This window comes from Streptomyces sp. x-19 (assembly GCF_046549115.1).
GTDB lineage: Bacteria > Actinomycetota > Actinomycetes > Streptomycetales > Streptomycetaceae > Streptomyces > Streptomyces albulus_C.
Genome location: NZ_JAJPWK010000014.1, coordinates 180,859 through 197,994, shown reverse-complemented (window position 1 = coordinate 197,994; position 17,136 = coordinate 180,859). Strand labels below are relative to the sequence as shown.

14 protein-coding genes are annotated in these 17,136 nt (G+C 72.5%); 8 read left to right on the top strand and 6 right to left on the bottom strand.

Translation table 11 applies throughout. The features are described 5' to 3' along the window. Positions 1 to 47: 47 nt before the first annotated feature. Entirely contained in the window at positions 48 to 506 is a 459-nt protein-coding gene (locus tag ACLJT4_RS27710) for a peroxiredoxin (RefSeq protein WP_411126227.1), read from the bottom strand. Between the two features lie 151 nt (positions 507 to 657). Further along, positions 658 to 1,080: a DUF3052 domain-containing protein gene (locus ACLJT4_RS27705; protein ID WP_016573706.1), complete on the bottom strand. Its 423-nt coding sequence runs from the start codon at positions 1,078 to 1,080 to the stop codon at positions 658 to 660. Between the two features lie 517 nt (positions 1,081 to 1,597). Here ACLJT4_RS27705 and aceE point away from each other — a divergent pair. Continuing rightward, positions 1,598 to 4,345: a pyruvate dehydrogenase (acetyl-transferring), homodimeric type gene (aceE, locus tag ACLJT4_RS27700; RefSeq protein ID WP_411126225.1), complete on the top strand. Its 2,748-nt coding sequence runs from the start codon at positions 1,598 to 1,600 to the stop codon at positions 4,343 to 4,345. A 98-nt stretch (positions 4,346 to 4,443) separates the two neighbouring features. On the opposite strand, the gene ACLJT4_RS27695 is transcribed toward aceE, so the two are convergent. Together ACLJT4_RS27695 and ACLJT4_RS27690 are read right to left on the bottom strand one after the other, a co-directional pair. Then, positions 4,444 to 4,875, bottom strand: coding sequence for a peptidase inhibitor family I36 protein (locus tag ACLJT4_RS27695; RefSeq protein WP_411126223.1), 432 nt, complete (start codon positions 4,873 to 4,875; stop codon positions 4,444 to 4,446). A 565-nt stretch (positions 4,876 to 5,440) separates the two neighbouring features. Then, positions 5,441 to 7,042, bottom strand: coding sequence for an MFS transporter (locus ACLJT4_RS27690; protein ID WP_411126221.1), 1,602 nt, complete (start codon positions 7,040 to 7,042; stop codon positions 5,441 to 5,443). Between the two features lie 115 nt (positions 7,043 to 7,157). Between ACLJT4_RS27690 and ACLJT4_RS27685 the strand changes: the two genes are divergently transcribed. The 7 genes from ACLJT4_RS27685 (at position 7,158) to ACLJT4_RS27655 (ending at position 15,364) form a co-directional block, all read left to right on the top strand. Next, positions 7,158 to 7,820, top strand: a complete 663-nt coding sequence (locus ACLJT4_RS27685; RefSeq protein ID WP_411126219.1) for a TetR family transcriptional regulator — start codon at positions 7,158 to 7,160, stop codon at positions 7,818 to 7,820. A gap of 221 nt (positions 7,821 to 8,041) precedes the next feature. Then, positions 8,042 to 9,256, top strand: a complete 1,215-nt coding sequence (locus ACLJT4_RS27680) for an alpha/beta hydrolase (RefSeq protein WP_411126217.1) — start codon at positions 8,042 to 8,044, stop codon at positions 9,254 to 9,256. Positions 9,257 to 9,451: 195 nt separating this feature from the next. After that, positions 9,452 to 10,330: a DUF4429 domain-containing protein gene (locus ACLJT4_RS27675; protein ID WP_411126215.1), complete on the top strand. Its 879-nt coding sequence runs from the start codon at positions 9,452 to 9,454 to the stop codon at positions 10,328 to 10,330. 141 nt (positions 10,331 to 10,471) lie between these two features. Next, positions 10,472 to 11,893 carry a sensor histidine kinase gene (locus ACLJT4_RS27670; protein WP_411126213.1) on the top strand — a complete coding sequence of 474 codons (1,422 nt, stop codon included), beginning with the start codon at positions 10,472 to 10,474 and terminating at the stop codon, positions 11,891 to 11,893. Continuing rightward, positions 11,890 to 12,570, top strand: a complete 681-nt coding sequence (locus ACLJT4_RS27665; RefSeq protein WP_411126211.1) for a response regulator — start codon at positions 11,890 to 11,892, stop codon at positions 12,568 to 12,570. The genes ACLJT4_RS27670 and ACLJT4_RS27665 overlap by 4 nt, the downstream gene beginning before the upstream one ends. Positions 12,571 to 12,783: 213 nt before the next feature. Then, positions 12,784 to 13,950 (top strand): alpha/beta hydrolase, encoded by a 1,167-nt coding sequence (locus ACLJT4_RS27660; protein WP_411126209.1) that lies wholly within the window; start codon positions 12,784 to 12,786, stop codon positions 13,948 to 13,950. A 124-nt stretch (positions 13,951 to 14,074) separates the two neighbouring features. Next, positions 14,075 to 15,364, top strand: coding sequence for an acyltransferase family protein (locus tag ACLJT4_RS27655; RefSeq protein ID WP_411126207.1), 1,290 nt, complete (start codon positions 14,075 to 14,077; stop codon positions 15,362 to 15,364). A gap of 67 nt (positions 15,365 to 15,431) precedes the next feature. Here ACLJT4_RS27655 and ACLJT4_RS27650 read toward each other — a convergent pair whose 3' ends face one another. Both ACLJT4_RS27650 and ACLJT4_RS27645 read right to left on the bottom strand, forming a co-directional pair. After that, positions 15,432 to 16,454: an aldo/keto reductase gene (locus ACLJT4_RS27650; RefSeq protein WP_411126205.1), complete on the bottom strand. Its 1,023-nt coding sequence runs from the start codon at positions 16,452 to 16,454 to the stop codon at positions 15,432 to 15,434. A gap of 7 nt (positions 16,455 to 16,461) precedes the next feature. Next, positions 16,462 to 16,977: a MerR family transcriptional regulator gene (locus ACLJT4_RS27645; RefSeq protein ID WP_411126203.1), complete on the bottom strand. Its 516-nt coding sequence runs from the start codon at positions 16,975 to 16,977 to the stop codon at positions 16,462 to 16,464. Positions 16,978 to 17,136 lie beyond the last annotated feature (159 nt).

Genomic DNA, 17,136 nt, shown 5'->3' with positions numbered 1-17,136 from the left:
CCCGGGCGCCCCGCACACCACGACGCACCCCGAGGGCCGCGCCGGGCCTAGAGGGCTTCGAGCGCCTTGACGTAGTCGTTCAGGTCCCGGGCGTCGGGCAGGCCGTTGACGATCGTCCAGCGCACCACGCCCTCCTTGTCGATGACGAAGGTGCCGCGGACCGCGCAGCCCTTCTCGTCGTCGAAGACGCCGTACGCGGTGGAGACCTCGCCGTGCGGCCAGAAGTCCGACAGCAGCGGGTACCCCAGGCTCTCCTGGTCGGAGAAGACCCGCAGCGAGAACGGCGAGTCGTTGGAGACGGCCAGCAGCTGCACGTCGTCGTTGACGAACCTCGGCAGCTCGTCGCGGAGCGCGCAGAGCTCGCCGGTGCACACGCCGGTGAAGGCGAACGGGTAGAAGAGCAGGACGACGTTCTTCTCACCGCGGAAGTCGGAGAGCCGCACCAGCTCGCCGTGCTGGTTCCGCAGCGCGAAATCCGGGGCTTCGGTGCCGACCTCGATCGCCATGGGGCTGCTTCCTTCCCGCCTCACTCTGTCCTGGACGCAGACCACCCTACGCGCCGGCCCGCAGGGCCGGCGCACCGCGCCTGAACTGCGCCGAGCCCCTTCCGGAGGGCTCCGGAAGGGGCTCGGCGAGGACGTGAGGTGATGCGGCCGGTCAGCGCTTGGGCGAGATCAGCCGGCTGCCGGTCCAGTCCTTGCCGGCGTTGATGCTCCGGGTCTGCGACAGACCCGAGGTCTGTGCGGCCTCGTTGATGTCGCTCGGCTCGATGTAGCCGTCGCGGCCCGTCTTGGGCGTCAGCAGCCAGATCTGGCCGCCTTCGTCGATCAGACCGATGGCGTCCACCAGCGCGTCCGTGAGATCACCGTCGTCGTCTCGGAACCACAGGACGACGACATCAGCGACATCGTCGTAGTCCTCGTCCTCGAGTTCCTGGCCGATGATGGCCTCGATGCCTTCGCGGAGCTCCTGCTCGACGTCCTCGTCGTAGCCGATCTCCTGGACCACCTGTCCGGGCTCGAACCCCAGCTTGGTCGCAGGGTTGGTCCGCTCCTCCGCGTGGTCCGCGGTCGCGCTCACGGATTGCCTCCTGTCATGTTTCGGAAAGTACTCGGGGACTCCGCGCGTGCGCGGAGCATTGGCCGTAGTCCACACGTGCCGGGCGGATCGCGCAAGTACCCGGCGGTCGAGACCGCCGAAACGGTGACGATCGACGGGCCCAGCGCCGTGGCCCGGCCCCCACCAGGACACCATGAAGTGATACGCACCACAGCATTGTGCCGGGTATATGGGGTAGGCGGGAAGGAATGGCCTCCGCGCAGGGTATCGGAGCGGCGTGACTCCCCCGGCCGGAGCTGCCCGGCCGCACGCCGCGGCCGTTCGAGATGGGCGTATGGTTGCGATTTGGCCGGCCCCAGGACTCGGCCCTTTCCGCGCCCTCTCTCAGCGGGTGGTTACCCATCGGTAGAGGTGACGTATCCCAGTGGCTCGGTACACGATGGAAGACGGCGCGACACAAGGCACAGACAGCTTTCGTCCCCGTGCGCAGCGGCAGTAGCAGGCAGAGCACGATACGAACCCAACACGAAGGAACAGCGTGGCTTCCGGATCCGATCGAAACCCGATCATCATTGGCGGCCTTCCCAGCCAGGTCCCGGACTTCGATCCCGAAGAGACCCAGGAATGGCTCGACTCGCTCGACGCGGCCGTCGACGAGCGAGGCCGGGAACGTGCCCGCTACCTCATGCTCCGCCTGATCGAGCGCGCCCGCGAGCGGCGGGTGGCCGTGCCCGAGATGCGCAGCACGGACTACGTCAACACCATCGCGACCAAGGACGAGCCGTTCTTCCCGGGCAACGAGGAGATCGAGCGCAAGGTCCTCAACGCGACCCGGTGGAACGCCGCCGTGATGGTCTCGCGCGCCCAGCGCCCGGGCATCGGCGTCGGCGGCCACATCGCCACCTTCGCCTCCTCGGCCTCGCTGTACGACGTGGGCTTCAACCACTTCTTCCGCGGCAAGGACGAGGGCGACGGCGGCGACCAGGTCTTCTTCCAGGGCCACGCCTCCCCCGGCATCTACGCCCGCGCCTACCTGCTGGACCGGCTGAGCGAGGGCCAGCTGGACGCCTTCCGCCAGGAGAAGTCCAAGGCCCCCGACGGCCTCTCCAGCTACCCGCACCCGCGGCTGATGCCGGACTTCTGGGAGTTCCCGACCGTCTCGATGGGCCTCGGCCCGCTCGGTGCGATCTACCAGGCCCGGATGAACCGCTACATGGCGGCCCGCGGCATCGCCGACACCTCCAAGTCGCACGTGTGGGCCTTCCTCGGCGACGGCGAGATGGACGAGCCGGAGTCGCTCGGCCAGCTGTCCATCGCCGCCCGCGAGGGCCTGGACAACCTGACCTTCGTCGTCAACTGCAACCTCCAGCGCCTGGACGGCCCGGTCCGCGGCAACGGCAAGGTCATGCAGGAGCTGGAGTCGCAGTTCCGCGGCGCCGGCTGGAACGTGATCAAGCTGGTCTGGGACCGGAGCTGGGACCCGCTGCTGGCGCAGGACCGCGACGGCATCCTGGTCAACAAGCTCAACACCACCCCCGACGGCCAGTTCCAGACCTACGCCACCGAGACCGGTGCGTACATCCGCGAGCACTTCTTCGGTGACGACCACCGACTGCGCGCGATGGTCGAGAACATGACCGACGATCAGATCCTGCACCTGGGCCGTGGTGGTCACGACCACCGCAAGATCTTCGCGGCCTACGCGGCGGCCAAGGCCCACAAGGGCCAGCCGACCGTGATCCTGGCCCAGACCGTCAAGGGCTGGACCCTCGGCCCGAACTTCGAGGGCCGCAACGCCACGCACCAGATGAAGAAGCTGACGGTCGAGGACCTCAAGCGCTTCCGTGACCGGCTGCACCTGCCGATCCCGGACAAGGACCTGGAGGACGGCCTGCCGCCGTACTACCACCCGGGCCCGAAGTCCGAGGAGATCCAGTACATGCACGACCGCCGCCACGGGCTGGGCGGTTACGTGCCGACCCGGGTCGTGCGCGCCAAGCCGCTGGAGCTGCCCGGCGACAAGGCGTACGCCACCGCCAAGAAGGGTTCGGGACAGCAGAAGATCGCCACGACCATGGCGTTCGTCCGCATCCTGAAGGACCTGATGCGGGACAAGGAGATCGGCAAGCGCTTCGTGCCGATCGCGCCAGACGAGTACCGCACCTTCGGCATGGACGCGTTCTTCCCGTCGGCCAAGATCTACAACCCGCTGGGCCAGGTCTACGAGTCGGTGGACCGCGAACTGCTGCTGGCCTACAAGGAGTCGCCGACCGGTCAGATGCTGCACGACGGCATCACCGAGGCCGGCTGCACCGCGTCGCTGATCGCCGCGGGCTCCGCCTACGCCACCCACGGCGAGCCGCTGATCCCGGTCTACGTCTTCTACTCGATGTTCGGCTTCCAGCGGACCGGCGACCAGTTCTGGCAGATGGCCGACCAGCTCTCCCGCGGCTTCGTGCTCGGCGCCACCGCCGGCCGCACCACGCTGACCGGTGAGGGCCTCCAGCACGCCGACGGCCACTCCCATCTGCTGGCCTCGACCAACCCGGCCTGCGTCGCCTACGACCCGGCCTTCGGCTACGAGATCGCGCACATCGTCCGGGACGGTCTGCGCCGGATGTACGGCGAGACCGCCGACGGCAAGCCGGGCGAGGACGTCTTCTACTACCTGACCGTCTACAACGAGCCGATCCTGCACCCGGCCGAGCCGGCGGACGTCGACGTCGAGGGCATCCTCAAGGGTCTGCACCGGATCAAGGCGGGCGAGAAGGGCGAGCACCGGGCCCAGATCCTCGCCTCGGGCGTCGCCGTGCCGTGGGCCGTGGAGGCCCAGCAGATCCTCGCCGACGAGTGGAACGTCAAGGCCGACGTGTGGTCGGCGACCTCCTGGAACGAGCTGCGCCGCGAGGCGGTGGAGGTCGAGGAGCACAACCTGCTCCACCCGGAGGAGGAGCAGCGCGTCCCGTACGTGACGCAGAAGCTCCAGGGCGCCGAGGGCCCGAAGGTCGCCGTCTCGGACTGGATGCGTTCCGTCCCGGACCAGATCGCGCGCTGGGTGCCCGGCACCTACCAGTCGCTGGGCGCCGACGGCTTCGGCTTCGCGGACACCCGCGGTGCCGCCCGCCGCTTCTTCCACATCGACACCCAGTCGATCGTGCTGGGCGTGCTGACCGAGCTGGCCAGGGAGGGCAAGGTCGACCGCTCGCTGCTCAAGCAGGCCATCGACCGCTACCAGTTGCTGGACGTGACGGCCGCCGACGCGGGTGAGGCCGGCGGCGACGCCTGACCTCTCCGCGGCGGTCCGCCGCACCGTCTCCCCCGCGCCCCCCGACCGGCGAAGCACGCCGGTCGGGGGGCGCGGTGCGTCCGCCCGGGACGGACCGCTCAGTGCTCCCACAGCTTGAACGCCCTTACCTGGTACGGCGAACGGGGCACCCAGCTGCCGCCGCCCGGATAGGTGTCGAACTCGCCGGTCTCGGCGCAGACGGCGCTCTGGTAGGTGGTGACCGGACGGCCGGTGCGGTTGGCGAGCGAGGCGGCGGTCGTCCCCTCGGGGAGGGTCACGCAGCTCTCGATGTCGGTGCCGGACAGTTCGTGGGTCTGTCGCCGGCCGCCGAATTCCGGCTTCGACCACAGGCACAACTGGCCGGCCGAGCAGTCGCCGGACGCGGCGGTGCTGCGGCCGCCGCCGGCCGCGTGGGCGACCGGGGCGCCCGCGGACCAGGGCGTGGCGAGCGTCGCGGCCAGCGCGGCGAGGCCGGTGACCAGTGCGGTGCGGCGGACGGTGCGGGACGTGCCGGACGTGTGGTGGCGCATGAAGTCGCTCCCCCGTGTCGGGCCGTGGCGGGGCGCGCGGGTCTCGGCGCGGGCCACGGCGTTGGTGTCCGCGGCGGGCCGGTGCCCGTCGCGGCTTCGGGTTCGAGCGTGCGGCGGAGCGGGCGGCTCCGCCAAGCCCGGCGCGGATGCTCCACCCGGATCAGGGAGGTGGACGACGCCCAGGGCCTGAACGCACCCGTCGGTGCACGGAGTTGACGTGCCGTGTCGGGCGCGGGCGGGGCGCGGAAACCGTTCCTCGCGGGCGCGGCAAGGGGCGCGGGCGGGCCCGTCGGCCAGGAGGAGGGGACCGGGCCGGTCGGTTCCCGGTTCGCGTCATCCGGATGAGGGATGTGGCCCCACGCCGGAGGCCAACTGGGGCTTGGGCGGCGGCGGTTGTCGACGACGGGCGGGGGCGGGACGGGGGTTGACGGCGGCGGGCCGTCGCGGGCCCGGTCGAAGGCGTGGGAACGCGAAGCGGCGCGCGACCGGCCGAGGGGGTGGTTCGGCCGGTCGCGCGCCGCTGGGGCGGACCGGGTGACGCCGCGGAACTCCGTGGCGCCGAGGGTCAGATGTGGCCGACGCCGGCGCCCGCCGAAGCGTTCGCCCCGCGCTTGGTGAAGAGCGCGACGACGGCGGCGAGGACCGCCACGCCGCAGGCGACGGAGAAGGCCAGTCCCATGCCGGAGACGAAGGTGTCGTGGGCGACCGCGACGATCTTCTCGGCGAACGGCTTCGGGGTGCCCTTCGGCACCGGGGCGATGCCCGCCGAGACGGCGTCGGAGACCAGGGACTGCTTCTCGGGCGGCAGCGGCGGGAGGCCGGCCTTCTGCCAGTTGCCCGGGAGGTCGTGGTCGACGCGGGAGGCCATCACGGCGCCGAGCACGGCGGTGCCCAGGCTGCCGCCGACCTGCATCGCGGCCTGCTGCAGACCGCCGGCGACGCCGGAGAGCTCCAGCGGGGCGTTGCCCACGATGACCTCGGTGGCGCCGACCATGACGGGCGCGAGGCCCAGGCCGAGCAGGGCGAACCAGACGGACATCGGGCCGGTGGTGGTGCCGGCGTCCAGCCCGGACATGCCGTACATCGCGACGGCCGTGATGACCATGCCGCCGACCAGCGGGATGCGCGGGCCGAACTTGGTGATCAGCGCGCCCGCGAGCGGCGAGCCGACGATCATCATGCCGGTCAGCGGGAGCAGGTGCAGTCCGCTGTCGACGGGGCTCATGCCGTGGACGTTCTGGAGGTAGAACGTCACGAAGAACAGGCCGCCCATGAAGGCGAAGGCCATCAGCACCATCAGGACCGTGCCGGCGGTCAGCGGCACCGAACGGAACATCCGCAGCGGGATCAGCGGCTCGCGGACCTTGCTCTCCAGGACGGCGAAGAGCGCGAAGAGGACGACCGCGCCGATCAGGAAGCCCCAGGTGGTCATGGAGCCCCAGCCCCATTCGGTGGCCTTGATCAACGGCCAGATGAGGCAGAACATCGCACCGGACAGCAGCACGATGCCGGGGACGTCGAAGGAGCGGGGGGCGTTCTCCGCGCGGTGGTCCTTGAGGATCACCAGGCCGAGGACGAGGGCCAGCACGCCGACCGGCACGTTGATGAAGAAGACGGACTGCCAGTTGACGTGCTCGACGAGCAGTCCGCCGACTATCGGACCGCCGGCGGTCGAGGCGCCGATGACCATGCCCCAGATGCCGAGGGCCATGTTCAGCTTCTCTGCGGGGAAGGTGGCGCGCAGCAGACCCAGCGCGGCGGGCATCAACAGCGCGCCGAACACGCCCTGGAGCACGCGGAAGACGATGACCAGCGTGACCTGGCTGGAGAATCCGATGGCGGCGGAGGCGGCGGCGAAGCCGACGATGCCGATGAGGAACGTCTGTCGGTGCCCGAAGCGGTCGCCGAGCTTGCCGGCCGTGATCAGCGCGACGGCCAGGGCGAGCATGTAGCCGTTGGTGATCCACTGCACGTCGGCGAGCGAGGCGTTGAGGTCCGCCTTGATGGCCGGGTTGGCGATGGCGACGATCGTGCCGTCGAGCGCCACCATCATCACGCCGATGGCGACGGAGAAGAGAGTCAGCCAGGGATGGCCCCGCAACCCCTTGCGAGGCTCCGGTACGGGAAGTTCCGGTGCGACGTCGGCGACCGGGGTCTGAGAGCTCATGTTTCGAGGCTAATGTCAGCAACTGACAGTTGACAAAATAATTCATGAGTCGGTAACTGTCATTTAGCTCACAGGTATCCTGATCAGCGAGAACTCCACGGAAAGGCGGCGCAGGATGGCGGACCCGACGCCGCAGACACCCCCCACCGGGCTGCGCGAACGCAAGAAGCAGCGCACCCGGGACGCCCTGATCCGCGCCGCGCTGGAGCTGTTCACGGAGCGCGGCTACGAGGCGACGACGATCGACGAGATCGCCGAGGCCGTGGACGTCTCCCAGCGCACCTTCTTCCGGTACTTCGCCAACAAGCAGGACGTCGTCTTCGCCGTCCAGGACATGGTCGAGGCCCGCTTCCTCCAGGAGCTGCGCGCGCGACCGGCGGACGAACCGCCGCTGCCGGCCCTGCGCGGCGCCGTGTTGACCGCCTGGGACGACATCGGCGACGCCATCGCGTCGGTGATCCCGGTGGACCTGCACATGCGGGCGTTCCGCATGATCGAGTCGACGCCGGCGCTGGTCGCGGCGCACCTGCGGCGCTCCACCGAGCTGGAGGAGCAGATCGCCGAGCTGATCGCCCGGCGCGAGGGGTTGGACGTGGACGTCGATCCGCGGCCGCGGGTGTTGGTCGCCGCGTTCAGCGGGGTGATGCGGGTGGCCGGGAAGGTGTGGGGCGAGGGGCACGACTGCAGCGTCGCGGGCATCCGGGAGTTGACGCGGTCCTATCTGGACCACATGGGGCCGGCGATCGAGACGGACTGGCGGACGGGCCGGAGCCGCTGAGGCCGTCGCCTCCCTCCGCACACGCCCGCGACCGGCGGTGACGACCTCCGTCCAGTCCGTGACCGGCTCTTTCCGTTCTTTTCCGAATGTGACGGGGTCCGCACGACCGGCTTTCGGATTGCTTTGCGATCTGTCCGATTCCTCACAAATACCCTGCCCGAAACGTGAGATGGCTCACGGGTGTCCGCGGGTGCCCTTCGCGTCTCCTAGGGTGGCCCGCGGTGACTTCTTTCTCGGGCTTCGGCCCCTCCTCCGGTTTTCTGCAGTCCACCGTGTGGCGAGGTTCGCTCGCTCTGCTGGTGGTGTTCGTGATGCTCGCCCTGACGGGATGGACGGCCATCAGAAACACCAAGGAGGACGCCAACCCGCTGGCCACCGCGAGAGCCGCCTGGCGGCACGCCACCTTCCACGGACGGCCGCTGCCCCAGCCCGACGCCGCCCCGGCCACCCTGCGCGCCTTCTTCTCCTCCCTCAGCCAGGCCGAGGGACGGCAGCTCGCGGCCCGCTACCCCCTCGTCGTCGGCAACATGGGCGGCGCCCCCGTCACCCTCCGCTACGACGCCAACCGGATGGCGATCGACGCCGCCCGCAAGGTCGAGAAGCGACGCATGGGCGACCACCGGCTCACCCCGGTCGGCCGCCAGGAGGCGAGCCGGCTGATGCACCGCCTGGCCTCGCTGATGAGCCCCGAGCGCCAGATCCTGGCGTTCGACCCGGCGGGCGACGGCCGGGCCGCGGAGGTCTTCGGCGACCTGCGCACCGCCGACCGGGTCTCCGTCGTGGTGCCCGGCGTCGACACCAACCTGTCCACCTTCGAGCGCACCGCCAAGGCGACGGCCGCCCCCGTGGGCATGGCCGAGTCCCTGTACGCCGCCGAGCGGACCGCCAGTCCCGGCGCCCGTACCGCGGTGATCGCGTGGGCCGACTACACCACGCCGTCCGGACTGGGCGTCGAGGCGGCCACCGGGCAGCTCGCCCAGGCCGGCGCGATCCGGCTGCGCGCCCTGGTGAACGCGCTGCCGTCCGCCGACTCCGTCTCGCTGTTCTGCCACAGCTACGGGTCCGTGGTGTGCGGCCTCGCCGCCCGGGACCTGCCCGACAACGTCACCGACATCGCGGTGGCCGGCAGCCCCGGCATGCGGGCCGGGAGCGTGGCGGGGCTCGGCACGCACGCCCGGGTCTGGGCGATGCGGGACGCCGACGACTGGATCCAGGACGTGCCGTACCTGGAGGTCGGCGGGCTCGGCCACGGTGCCGACCCGGTCGATCCGTCCTTCGGGGCCCGGGTGCTGTCGGCACAGGGCGCGGCCGGCCACGCCGGGTACTTCGCGGCCGGCACCCAGAGCCTGCACAACTTCGCCCTGGTCGGCGTGGGTGACCTCGGGTCGGTGGACTGTGCCGCCACCGATCCCCGCTGCAGCGCGGACCTGGCCTGACGGCCGGCCCGCACTGGCGGTTGCCGCGGGTACGGCCCGGCGCCCGGGGACGGGCCGTGCCCGCGGGAACCGCACCCGCACGAAGTGACGTGAACAGGGCAGGGAGACCACCGATCGACCGGGGTCCCGTGACACGCGCAGCGCTGGCGTCCGGAAGGGGGACGGGCGGGCAACCACCCGCTTACGATGAGCCACATGGGTGATGTGCTGGCCGGTTTTCACGCCGTCTGGGAGTTCGACTCGGACTCCGTACTCATCCGCTTCGAACGGGGGATCCGCAAGCCGAAGCTGTTCCAGGCGCTCGGCGAGCGACGCATTCCGTACGAGGCGCTGAGGACCGTCGAGGTCTCCGCGGGCAGGCGCGGCACGGTGGTGCTGCACGCCGTGCCGCGATGGGGCGCCGATCCGCTGATGGAGGTGGCCGACGGGCAGTTGAAGGAGGACGCCGATCCGTACCGGCTGGTGCTGCCGGCCGAGCGCGAGTTGCTGGCCTCGTACTACGCCGACGCGCTGTCCAGCGCGCTGGGCCCCGCCGCCGAGGAGCCCGCGGACCGGTTCCTGGTGACCGCACCGGACCCGCCGCTGCACTTCAAGGCGTACGACGGCAAGGCGTCGTTCGACGGCCGGGCGGTGGCCTTCCGGTGGTTCTGGACGGGCGCGTCGTCGGCGAAGTGGAAGAGCGGCGACCAGACGTTCGCCGTCGACGCGCTGGCCGGTGTGGTGTGGCGCTCGCCGGAGGTCCTCAACGGCCATCTGCGGCTGCTGGAGCGCGACGCCCCCGAGGCCCGGACGGGCGAGGCCGACCAGGACCCGGCCGCGGTGGTCTTCGGGCTCGGCTACGGCCCGGTCCACGAGTCCCTGCCGTTCGCGGCCGCCGTCCTCCAGGCCGTGCGCAGCGCGGAGAAGGCGCCGGACGCCGCGGAGCGGACACCGGTGCGGCGCCCCGGGAGCACCGGGCGGGCCCCCGCGGACATCGCGGACCGGATCCGGCACCTCGGCGAACTGCACGGGGCGGGGCTGCTGACGGACGACGAATTCAGCACGAAGAAGGCGGAGTTGCTGGCGGAGCTGTAGCGCGGCGCGCCACCGGCTTCCCGGCCGGCGCCCGACGGCACTCCGGCCCGCCGGCCTCGGCGTCATACCGTGGTACGGGGCACAAGCCCGCACCACGGTATGACGCCGAGGTGTGCGCGGTCCGCTTACATTGATCCCGCGATGTCCACACGATCCCTTCCCCCCGAAGACGAACCGACCGGCGACGACGGGCGCCGGCCGGTCCGCGCCGCCGCGCTGCGCGCCGCCCGTCACGTACTGCGGGCCGCGCGCTCGGCACTGCGGGTGCTCGCGACCGAGCTGGGCACGCCGACCCGCCCCGGCACCCCGCTGTTCGACAGCGCGCGCGGACGCTGGGCGCGCCGACTGCCGTACGTGGTGGCGTTCGGGTTCGCGGTGTCGCTGCTGCCGTCGGGGGTCAACGTCCTCGGCAACGACTACGGCGTGGCCGGTGGTCTGGCCGGTGCGCTGGCCACCGCGCAGAGCGTGCCGCTGCTGCTCGCGGTGACCCGGCCGTTGCAGGCGTGGTGGGTGATGTTCGCGGCGAACGTCGTCTGTGCGGTGGTGCTCACCGGCGTCGACGGGGTCGCGGGCCGCCCGTGGCCGTGGCCGCCCACGGTGATCGTCGGCTATCTCGCGCTGATGATGGCGCTGTCGGTGCGCGAGCGCCGGCGCACCCTGATCGCGGTCTGGCTCACGACCGGGGTGACGGGGGTGCTCTTCGACGCGGTGGCGCCCGAGCGCAGCCAGAGCACCTCGGTGTTGATGTTCGTGCTGTCCGGTGTGGTGCTGCTGCTGGGCGGCGCCCTGCGGGAACGGGGCGACGCCCAGCGGAAGTTGCAGGAACAGGAGACCATCAGTGAGGCGGAGCGGGCCCGGCGCACCTTGTTGGAGGAGCGCACCCGGATCGCCCGCGAGCTGCACGATGTGGTGGCCCACCACATGTCGGTGATCACGGTCCAGGCGGACAGCGCGCCGTACCGCATCAGCGGGATACCCCAGGAGGCCCAGGAGGAGTTCGGGGCGATCGCGACGAGCGCCCGCGAGTCGCTGGCCGAGATGCGCCGGCTCCTCGGGGTGCTGCGCAGCGAGGAGACCGAGCGGCAGGACGGCCCGGGCCCGGAGCGGGCCCCGCAGCCGGGCATCGGCCAGCTGGCGAAGCTGGTCGAGGCGACCGTACGGGCCGGTGTGCCGGTGGAGTTGGTGCTGCCCGAGGAGCCGGTGACGCCCGAACCCGCGGTGGACCTGTCGGCGTACCGCATCGTCCAGGAGGCGCTGGCCAATGTGGTGCGGCACGCCCCGGGCGCGCCGACCCGGGTGTCGGTGACGACGACCGGCGACGGCGCGCGGCTGACGGTGCTGGTGGTCAACGAACGCCCCGCCCCGCCGGTGTCCGCTCCGCTGGAGACCAGCGGCACCGGGCACGGTCTGGTGGGGATGCGGGAGCGGGTGCGCCTGGTGGATGGCACGCTGGACACCGGGCCGCTGCCCGGCGGTGGCTTCCGGGTCGCCGCCCAACTCCCGCTCTCCGCACCGATCCCACCGTCCGGCCCCCACCCAGTGAAGGACTCCGACGCCCCATGACGACCCGCGTGATCATCGTCGACGACCAGGCCATGGTGCGGGCGGGGTTCGCCGCGCTGCTCGCCGCGCAAGCCGACATCGACGTGGTGGGTGACGCGGCGGACGGCGTGCAGGGCGTGGAGTTGAGCCGGCGGCTCCACCCCGACGTGGTCCTGATGGACGTCCGGATGCCGGAGATGGACGGGCTGGAGGCGGCCCGTCGCCTGCTCGATCCGCCGGTCGGGGTCGTCCACCGCCCGAAGGTGCTGATGCTGACCACCTTCGACGTCGACGACTACGTCTACGAGGCGTTGCGCGCCGGCGCCTCCGGTTTCCTGCTCAAGGACGCGCCGCCGGCCGACCTGATCTCCGCGGTCCGGGTGGTGGCGGCCGGCGAGGCGTTGCTCGCGCCGTCGGTGACCCGCCGGCTGATCGCCGACTTCGCCCGGCAGCGGCCGGAGCCCCGCGCGGACCGCACCGCACTGCGACTCAACGGCCTCACCCCGCGCGAGACGGAGGTCCTGGAGCTGATCGCCCGCGGGCTGTCCAACCAGGAGATCGCCGACCGGCTGGTCCTCGCCGAGCAGACCGTCAAGACCCACATCGGCCGGGTGCTGGCCAAGTTGGAGCTGCGCGACCGCGCCCAGGCCGTGATCTTCGCCTACGAGTCGGGACTGGTCTCGCCCGGCGAGCGCTGATACCGCCGTCTCGGGTTGTCCCCACCGGCCCTTCGGGTTAGCCCCACCCTCCCCGACGGGACAGCCCCCGGCTCCTCCTCCGCGGGGACGACGGCCGGCCCGGACCCCCTACCCCGGTATCACCAGGGAGTTGGCTCCGCGGTGTGACGCCGCGTCACCCACCGGCTTCCTACCTTTCCCTCTGCCACACCGCTGGAAGAGGGAGAGAACACCATGACCGTGCTGCGGAGCGCCGCCCGGCGCAGCAAGCGGACGCTCGCCGCCGCAGTCCTCGCGCTGACCGTCGTCGCCGGGACCGGCGGCTGGGCGGCCGGCTCCGCGCAGACCGCGGTCACCGGCCCGGCCCCCGGCGCCGCCGCCTGGCGCGCCGACCACGCGCTCGGGATCCCGCTGCCGGACCCGGCGAGCGCCTCCCCCGCCGCGGTCGCACGGTTCTTCGCCGGACTCACCGACGCCCAGCAACGGGCGCTCGTCGCCCGGCACCCGCTCACCGTCGGCAACCTCGACGGGGCGCCGGTCGCCCTGCGGTACGCCGCCAACGCCCGTGCGCTGCGCGCGGAACGGGACCGCGAGCTGGCTCGCGCCAGCGACCCGTCCGGCACCCTCCAGGACCACCAGCAGGCCGCGCGGACGGCCGCGCGCTACGCCGCGCTGCTCGCTCCCGGCCGCCGGATACTCGCCTTCGACCCGCGCGGGCGCGGCCAAGTGGCCGAAGTCCACGGCGACTTGGCGTCCGCGCAGCACGTCGCGGTGATCGTGCCCGGCTCGGACATCGACCTGTCCACCTTCGACCGCACCACCGACCGGTACGGCACGCCGACCGGTATGGCCGCGTCGCTGCGCCGGCAGATGGCCGTCGAGGCGCCGGAGATGCGGACCGCGGTGATCGCCTGGGTCGGGTACACCACCCCGGTCGGCCTCGGCCCGGACGCCGCGACCGGTCGGCTCGCCGAGGCCGGCGCGCCCCGACTGAACCGCTTCCTGGCCGGCCTGGCCGCCACCGGCGCCCCCGCCCCGGCCGTGCTGTGCCACAGCTACGGGTCAGTGGTGTGCGGCCTGGCCGTCCCGCACGCCGGCCCCGGTCGCCTCGCCGACCTGGTGGTCTTCGGTTCGCCCGGGATGCGTCGGGACGATGCCGCGCAGCTGCGCACCACGGCCCGGGTGTGGGCGGCGCGGGACGCCTCCGACTGGATCGGCGAGGTCCCGCACGTCGAACTGCTGGGGCTCGGGCACGGCGCCGACCCCACCGATCCGGCGTTCGGCGCCCGTCGGGTCCCCGCCGAGCGGGCCCAGGGCCACACCGGCTACCTCGCCCCCGGCACCGACTCGCTCCGCAACTTCGCCGCGATCGCCCTGGGGCGCTACGGCGACGTCCACTAGCCGGCCGCGTCGTCCGTCGGGGCGCGACCGGCGTCGCCGTCCCCCGCAGGTGCCGCCCCAAGGCTCCAAGGCCCGAAAGCCCCGAGGCCGCCCCGCCCCGCACCTCCTCGACCAAGGACGCCCCATGACCACCGAGAGCCCCCTTCCCGTCACGAGACCCACCAGCCGCACGGATCGCCCCCGCGCCGCCCTGCCCGCGCTCCGCGCCAGGGCCGGCGCCGCCGTCCGCGCCCTCGACGCCCGTACCCCGGCCCACCGCGACCGGGCCCTGGACGGGCTGCGGGCGCTGGCCCTGCTCTCCGTCCCCACGGGGCACTGGCTGCTCGGCGGCTTCACCCGGGACGCCGACGGCACGCTGCACAACGCCAGCCCGCTGACCACGCTCGGCTTCCTCGCCCCGGCGAGCTGGCTGCTCCAGATGCTCGGCGTGTTCTTCCTGGTCGGCGGGCACGCCTCGGTACTGTCCCTGCGGCGGAGCGCAGCCCGAGGCGGCTCCACCGCAGGGTGGTTGGGCGGCCGGCTCGCCCGGTTGGGCCGCCCGGTGCTGGGCGTGACCGCCGTCTGGGCCGCGCTGGTCCCGCTGCTGCACGGCCTGGGGGTGCCCACCGCGACGCTGCGCACGGGGGCCACGCTGGTCATCCAACCGCTGTGGTTCGTCGGGATCTACGCCGTGGTCACCGCGCTGACGCCGCTCTGCGCCGCGGCCGCCCGCCGGGCGGGCCTGTGGAGCGCGGCGGTGCTGCTGGTGTCGGTCGCCGCCGTGGACGTCCTGCGCTACGGGCCGCTCGCCGCGGCCGTGCCGTCCTGGTTGGGCCTGGTGAACCTGGTGCCCGGCTGGCTGTTCGGCTACCAACTCGGCGTCTGCTGGGGCGAGGGGCGGCTGGGCCGGCCCGCCGCCCGGGTCCTGCTGGTGGGCGGCGCCGCGCTGTTCGCCGCGCTGCTGCTGTTCTTCCACTACCCGGCGAGCATGGTGGGCGTCCCAGGTCAGGACCGGGTCAACTCCCACCCGCCGTCGCTGCTGGTGCTGGCGCTGGCCGCGGCCCAGTCCGGTGCGGCGGTGTTGCTGCGGGACAAGCTCGCGCGAGCGCTGCGCCGGCCCGCCCTGTGGGCGCCGGTGGTCGTGATCAACCTGTCGGCGATGACGATCCTGTGCTGGCACCAGACGGCGATGTTCGCGGCGGCCCTGCCGGCGTCGGCGGCGGGCGCCGTACCGGGCCTGACCGCCGTGCCGGACACGCTCGGCTGGCTCGCGGTGCGGCTGGCGTGGCTGCCGGTCTTCGCCGTCCTGCTCGTCCTGATCGGGTCGGTGACCCGCCGCTTCGAGGCGCCGTGGACGGGGGTCGGCGGGGCCCGGCGGGCTGGCGCGGCGGTGCTGGCCGCGGCCTTCGCGGTGTTCGCCCTGGGATACGCGTAACGGGTGGGGGCGCCGCGGCGGACCGGCAGGGTCCGCGACGGCGCCTCGGGTGCTCCGCCGGCCGGTGCTACTCGCGCCCGGCCGAGGTGAACCGCATGTCGGCGTAGCGGTCGCCCGCCACCTTGCCCGCGATCGGCTCCAGCAGGGCGAGCTGCTCCGCGGTCAGCTCGATCCGGGTCGCGCCGGTGTTCTCCTCGACCCGGCTGCGCTTGCGGGTGCCGGGGATCGGGACGACCGTCAGCCCGCGGGTGGCCGACTGCTGCTGCACCCAGGCCAGCGCGATCTGGCCGAGGGTGGCGCCGTGCGCGTCGGCGACCGTGCGGACCGGCTCCAGCAGCGCGGCGTTGGCGGCCGCGTTGTCGCCGGTGAAGCGGGGCTGCTGGCGGCGGAAGTCGTCGGCGGTCAGTTCCTGGTCGGCGTGGACGAACGAGCCGGTGAGGAAGCCGCGGCCGAGCGGCGAGTAGGGCACGAGGGCCACGCCGAGCTCGGCGGCGGCCGGCACCACGCCCGCCTCGATGTCCCGGCTGAACAGCGACCACTCGGACTGGACCGCGGCGATCGGGTGCACGGCGTGCGCGGCCCGCAGTTCGGCGGCGGTCACCTCGCTCAGGCCCAGGTGCTTGACCTTGCCCTCGGCGACCAGCTCGGCCATGGCGCCGACCGTCTCCTCCAGGGGGACGCGCACGTCGCGGCGGTGCATGTAGTAGAGGTCGATCTGTTCGACGCCCAGGCGCCGCAGGCTGCCCTCGATGGCCTGGCGGACGTAGGGCCGGTCGTTGCGGATGGTGCGCCTGGTGGGGTCCTGCGGGTCGTTGGCCAGCGCGAACTTGGTGGCCAGGACGACCTCGTCGCGGTGCGCCCGGAGGAAGGGGGCGATGAACTCCTCGTTGGCGCCGTCGCCGTAGACGTCGGCGGTGTCGTAGAGCGTGACGCCCAGCTCCAGCGCGCGCTCCAGGGTGGCCCGCGCCTCGCCGGCGTCCTCCGTGGGGCCGTAGGCCCAGCTCATGCCCATGCAGCCGAGGCCCTGGACACCCACCTGCGGGCCGTCGGCGCCGAGCCGGACGGTGTCGATCTTCGTGTCGTTCGCCATGAGAACTTCAGACCCTCTCGGACGCCCGTCGGGCGTCGGCGTAGATACCGATCTTGTAGTCGAGGACGTCGACGGTGCTCTCCAGCTCGGCGATCCGCTGCCGGACGTCCTCGCGGTGCCGGGTGAGCAGCTCCTCGCGCTCGACGAAGGTCCCTTCGCCCTCGCGCACCAGCTCCGCGTACCGGACCATGTCCGCGACCGGCATGCCGGTCAGCCGGAGCTTGCCGACCAGGTCCAGCCAGTCCAGGTCGCGGTTGGTGAAGCGGCGCTGCCCGGTGTGCGTCCGGTCCACGTGCGGCATCAGGCCGATCCGCTCGTACCAGCGCAGGGTGTGGGCGCTGAGTCCGGTGTGCTGGGCCACCTCGCTGATGGTGTACCGGTCGCGACCGGCCGGCCGCGGATAGTCCCCGCGGGCGGTCCCGCAGCCCCGGAGCGTCGCCGGCCGCGGCCTGGGGCACACCGTCTCCGGCAGGCCCGCCACCACCGCGCCGCTGGTCACCGGTTCACTCTGCGTCACCGTCATGCCGCGTCTTCCCCCTCGTCGTTCCCGGGTGCGCCACCGCCCCCGATGCCGTGGCGCACCGGATGTCGTGCCGGGCGCCTCTCGACGTCCTCAACGCTAAAGAGTTGGAGTGCACTCCAAGCAAGCACCGGCGGCGGGCAGTCTTGACCGGAATTTGAA

Coding starts and splice junctions, on each gene's coding strand:
- ACLJT4_RS27695 (WP_411126223.1), bottom strand. CDS start 4,875: ATGCGCCACCACACGTCCGGCACGTCCCGCACCGTCCGCCGCACCGCA.
- ACLJT4_RS27660 (WP_411126209.1), top strand. CDS start 12,784: ATGACCGTGCTGCGGAGCGCCGCCCGGCGCAGCAAGCGGACGCTCGCC.
- ACLJT4_RS27670 (WP_411126213.1), top strand. CDS start 10,472: ATGTCCACACGATCCCTTCCCCCCGAAGACGAACCGACCGGCGACGAC.
- ACLJT4_RS27685 (WP_411126219.1), top strand. CDS start 7,158: ATGGCGGACCCGACGCCGCAGACACCCCCCACCGGGCTGCGCGAACGC.
- ACLJT4_RS27665 (WP_411126211.1), top strand. CDS start 11,890: ATGACGACCCGCGTGATCATCGTCGACGACCAGGCCATGGTGCGGGCG.
- ACLJT4_RS27645 (WP_411126203.1), bottom strand. CDS start 16,977: ATGACGGTGACGCAGAGTGAACCGGTGACCAGCGGCGCGGTGGTGGCG.
- ACLJT4_RS27675 (WP_411126215.1), top strand. CDS start 9,452: ATGGGTGATGTGCTGGCCGGTTTTCACGCCGTCTGGGAGTTCGACTCG.
- ACLJT4_RS27655 (WP_411126207.1), top strand. CDS start 14,075: ATGACCACCGAGAGCCCCCTTCCCGTCACGAGACCCACCAGCCGCACG.
- ACLJT4_RS27650 (WP_411126205.1), bottom strand. CDS start 16,454: ATGGCGAACGACACGAAGATCGACACCGTCCGGCTCGGCGCCGACGGC.
- ACLJT4_RS27690 (WP_411126221.1), bottom strand. CDS start 7,042: ATGAGCTCTCAGACCCCGGTCGCCGACGTCGCACCGGAACTTCCCGTA.
- ACLJT4_RS27710 (WP_411126227.1), bottom strand. CDS start 506: ATGGCGATCGAGGTCGGCACCGAAGCCCCGGATTTCGCGCTGCGGAAC.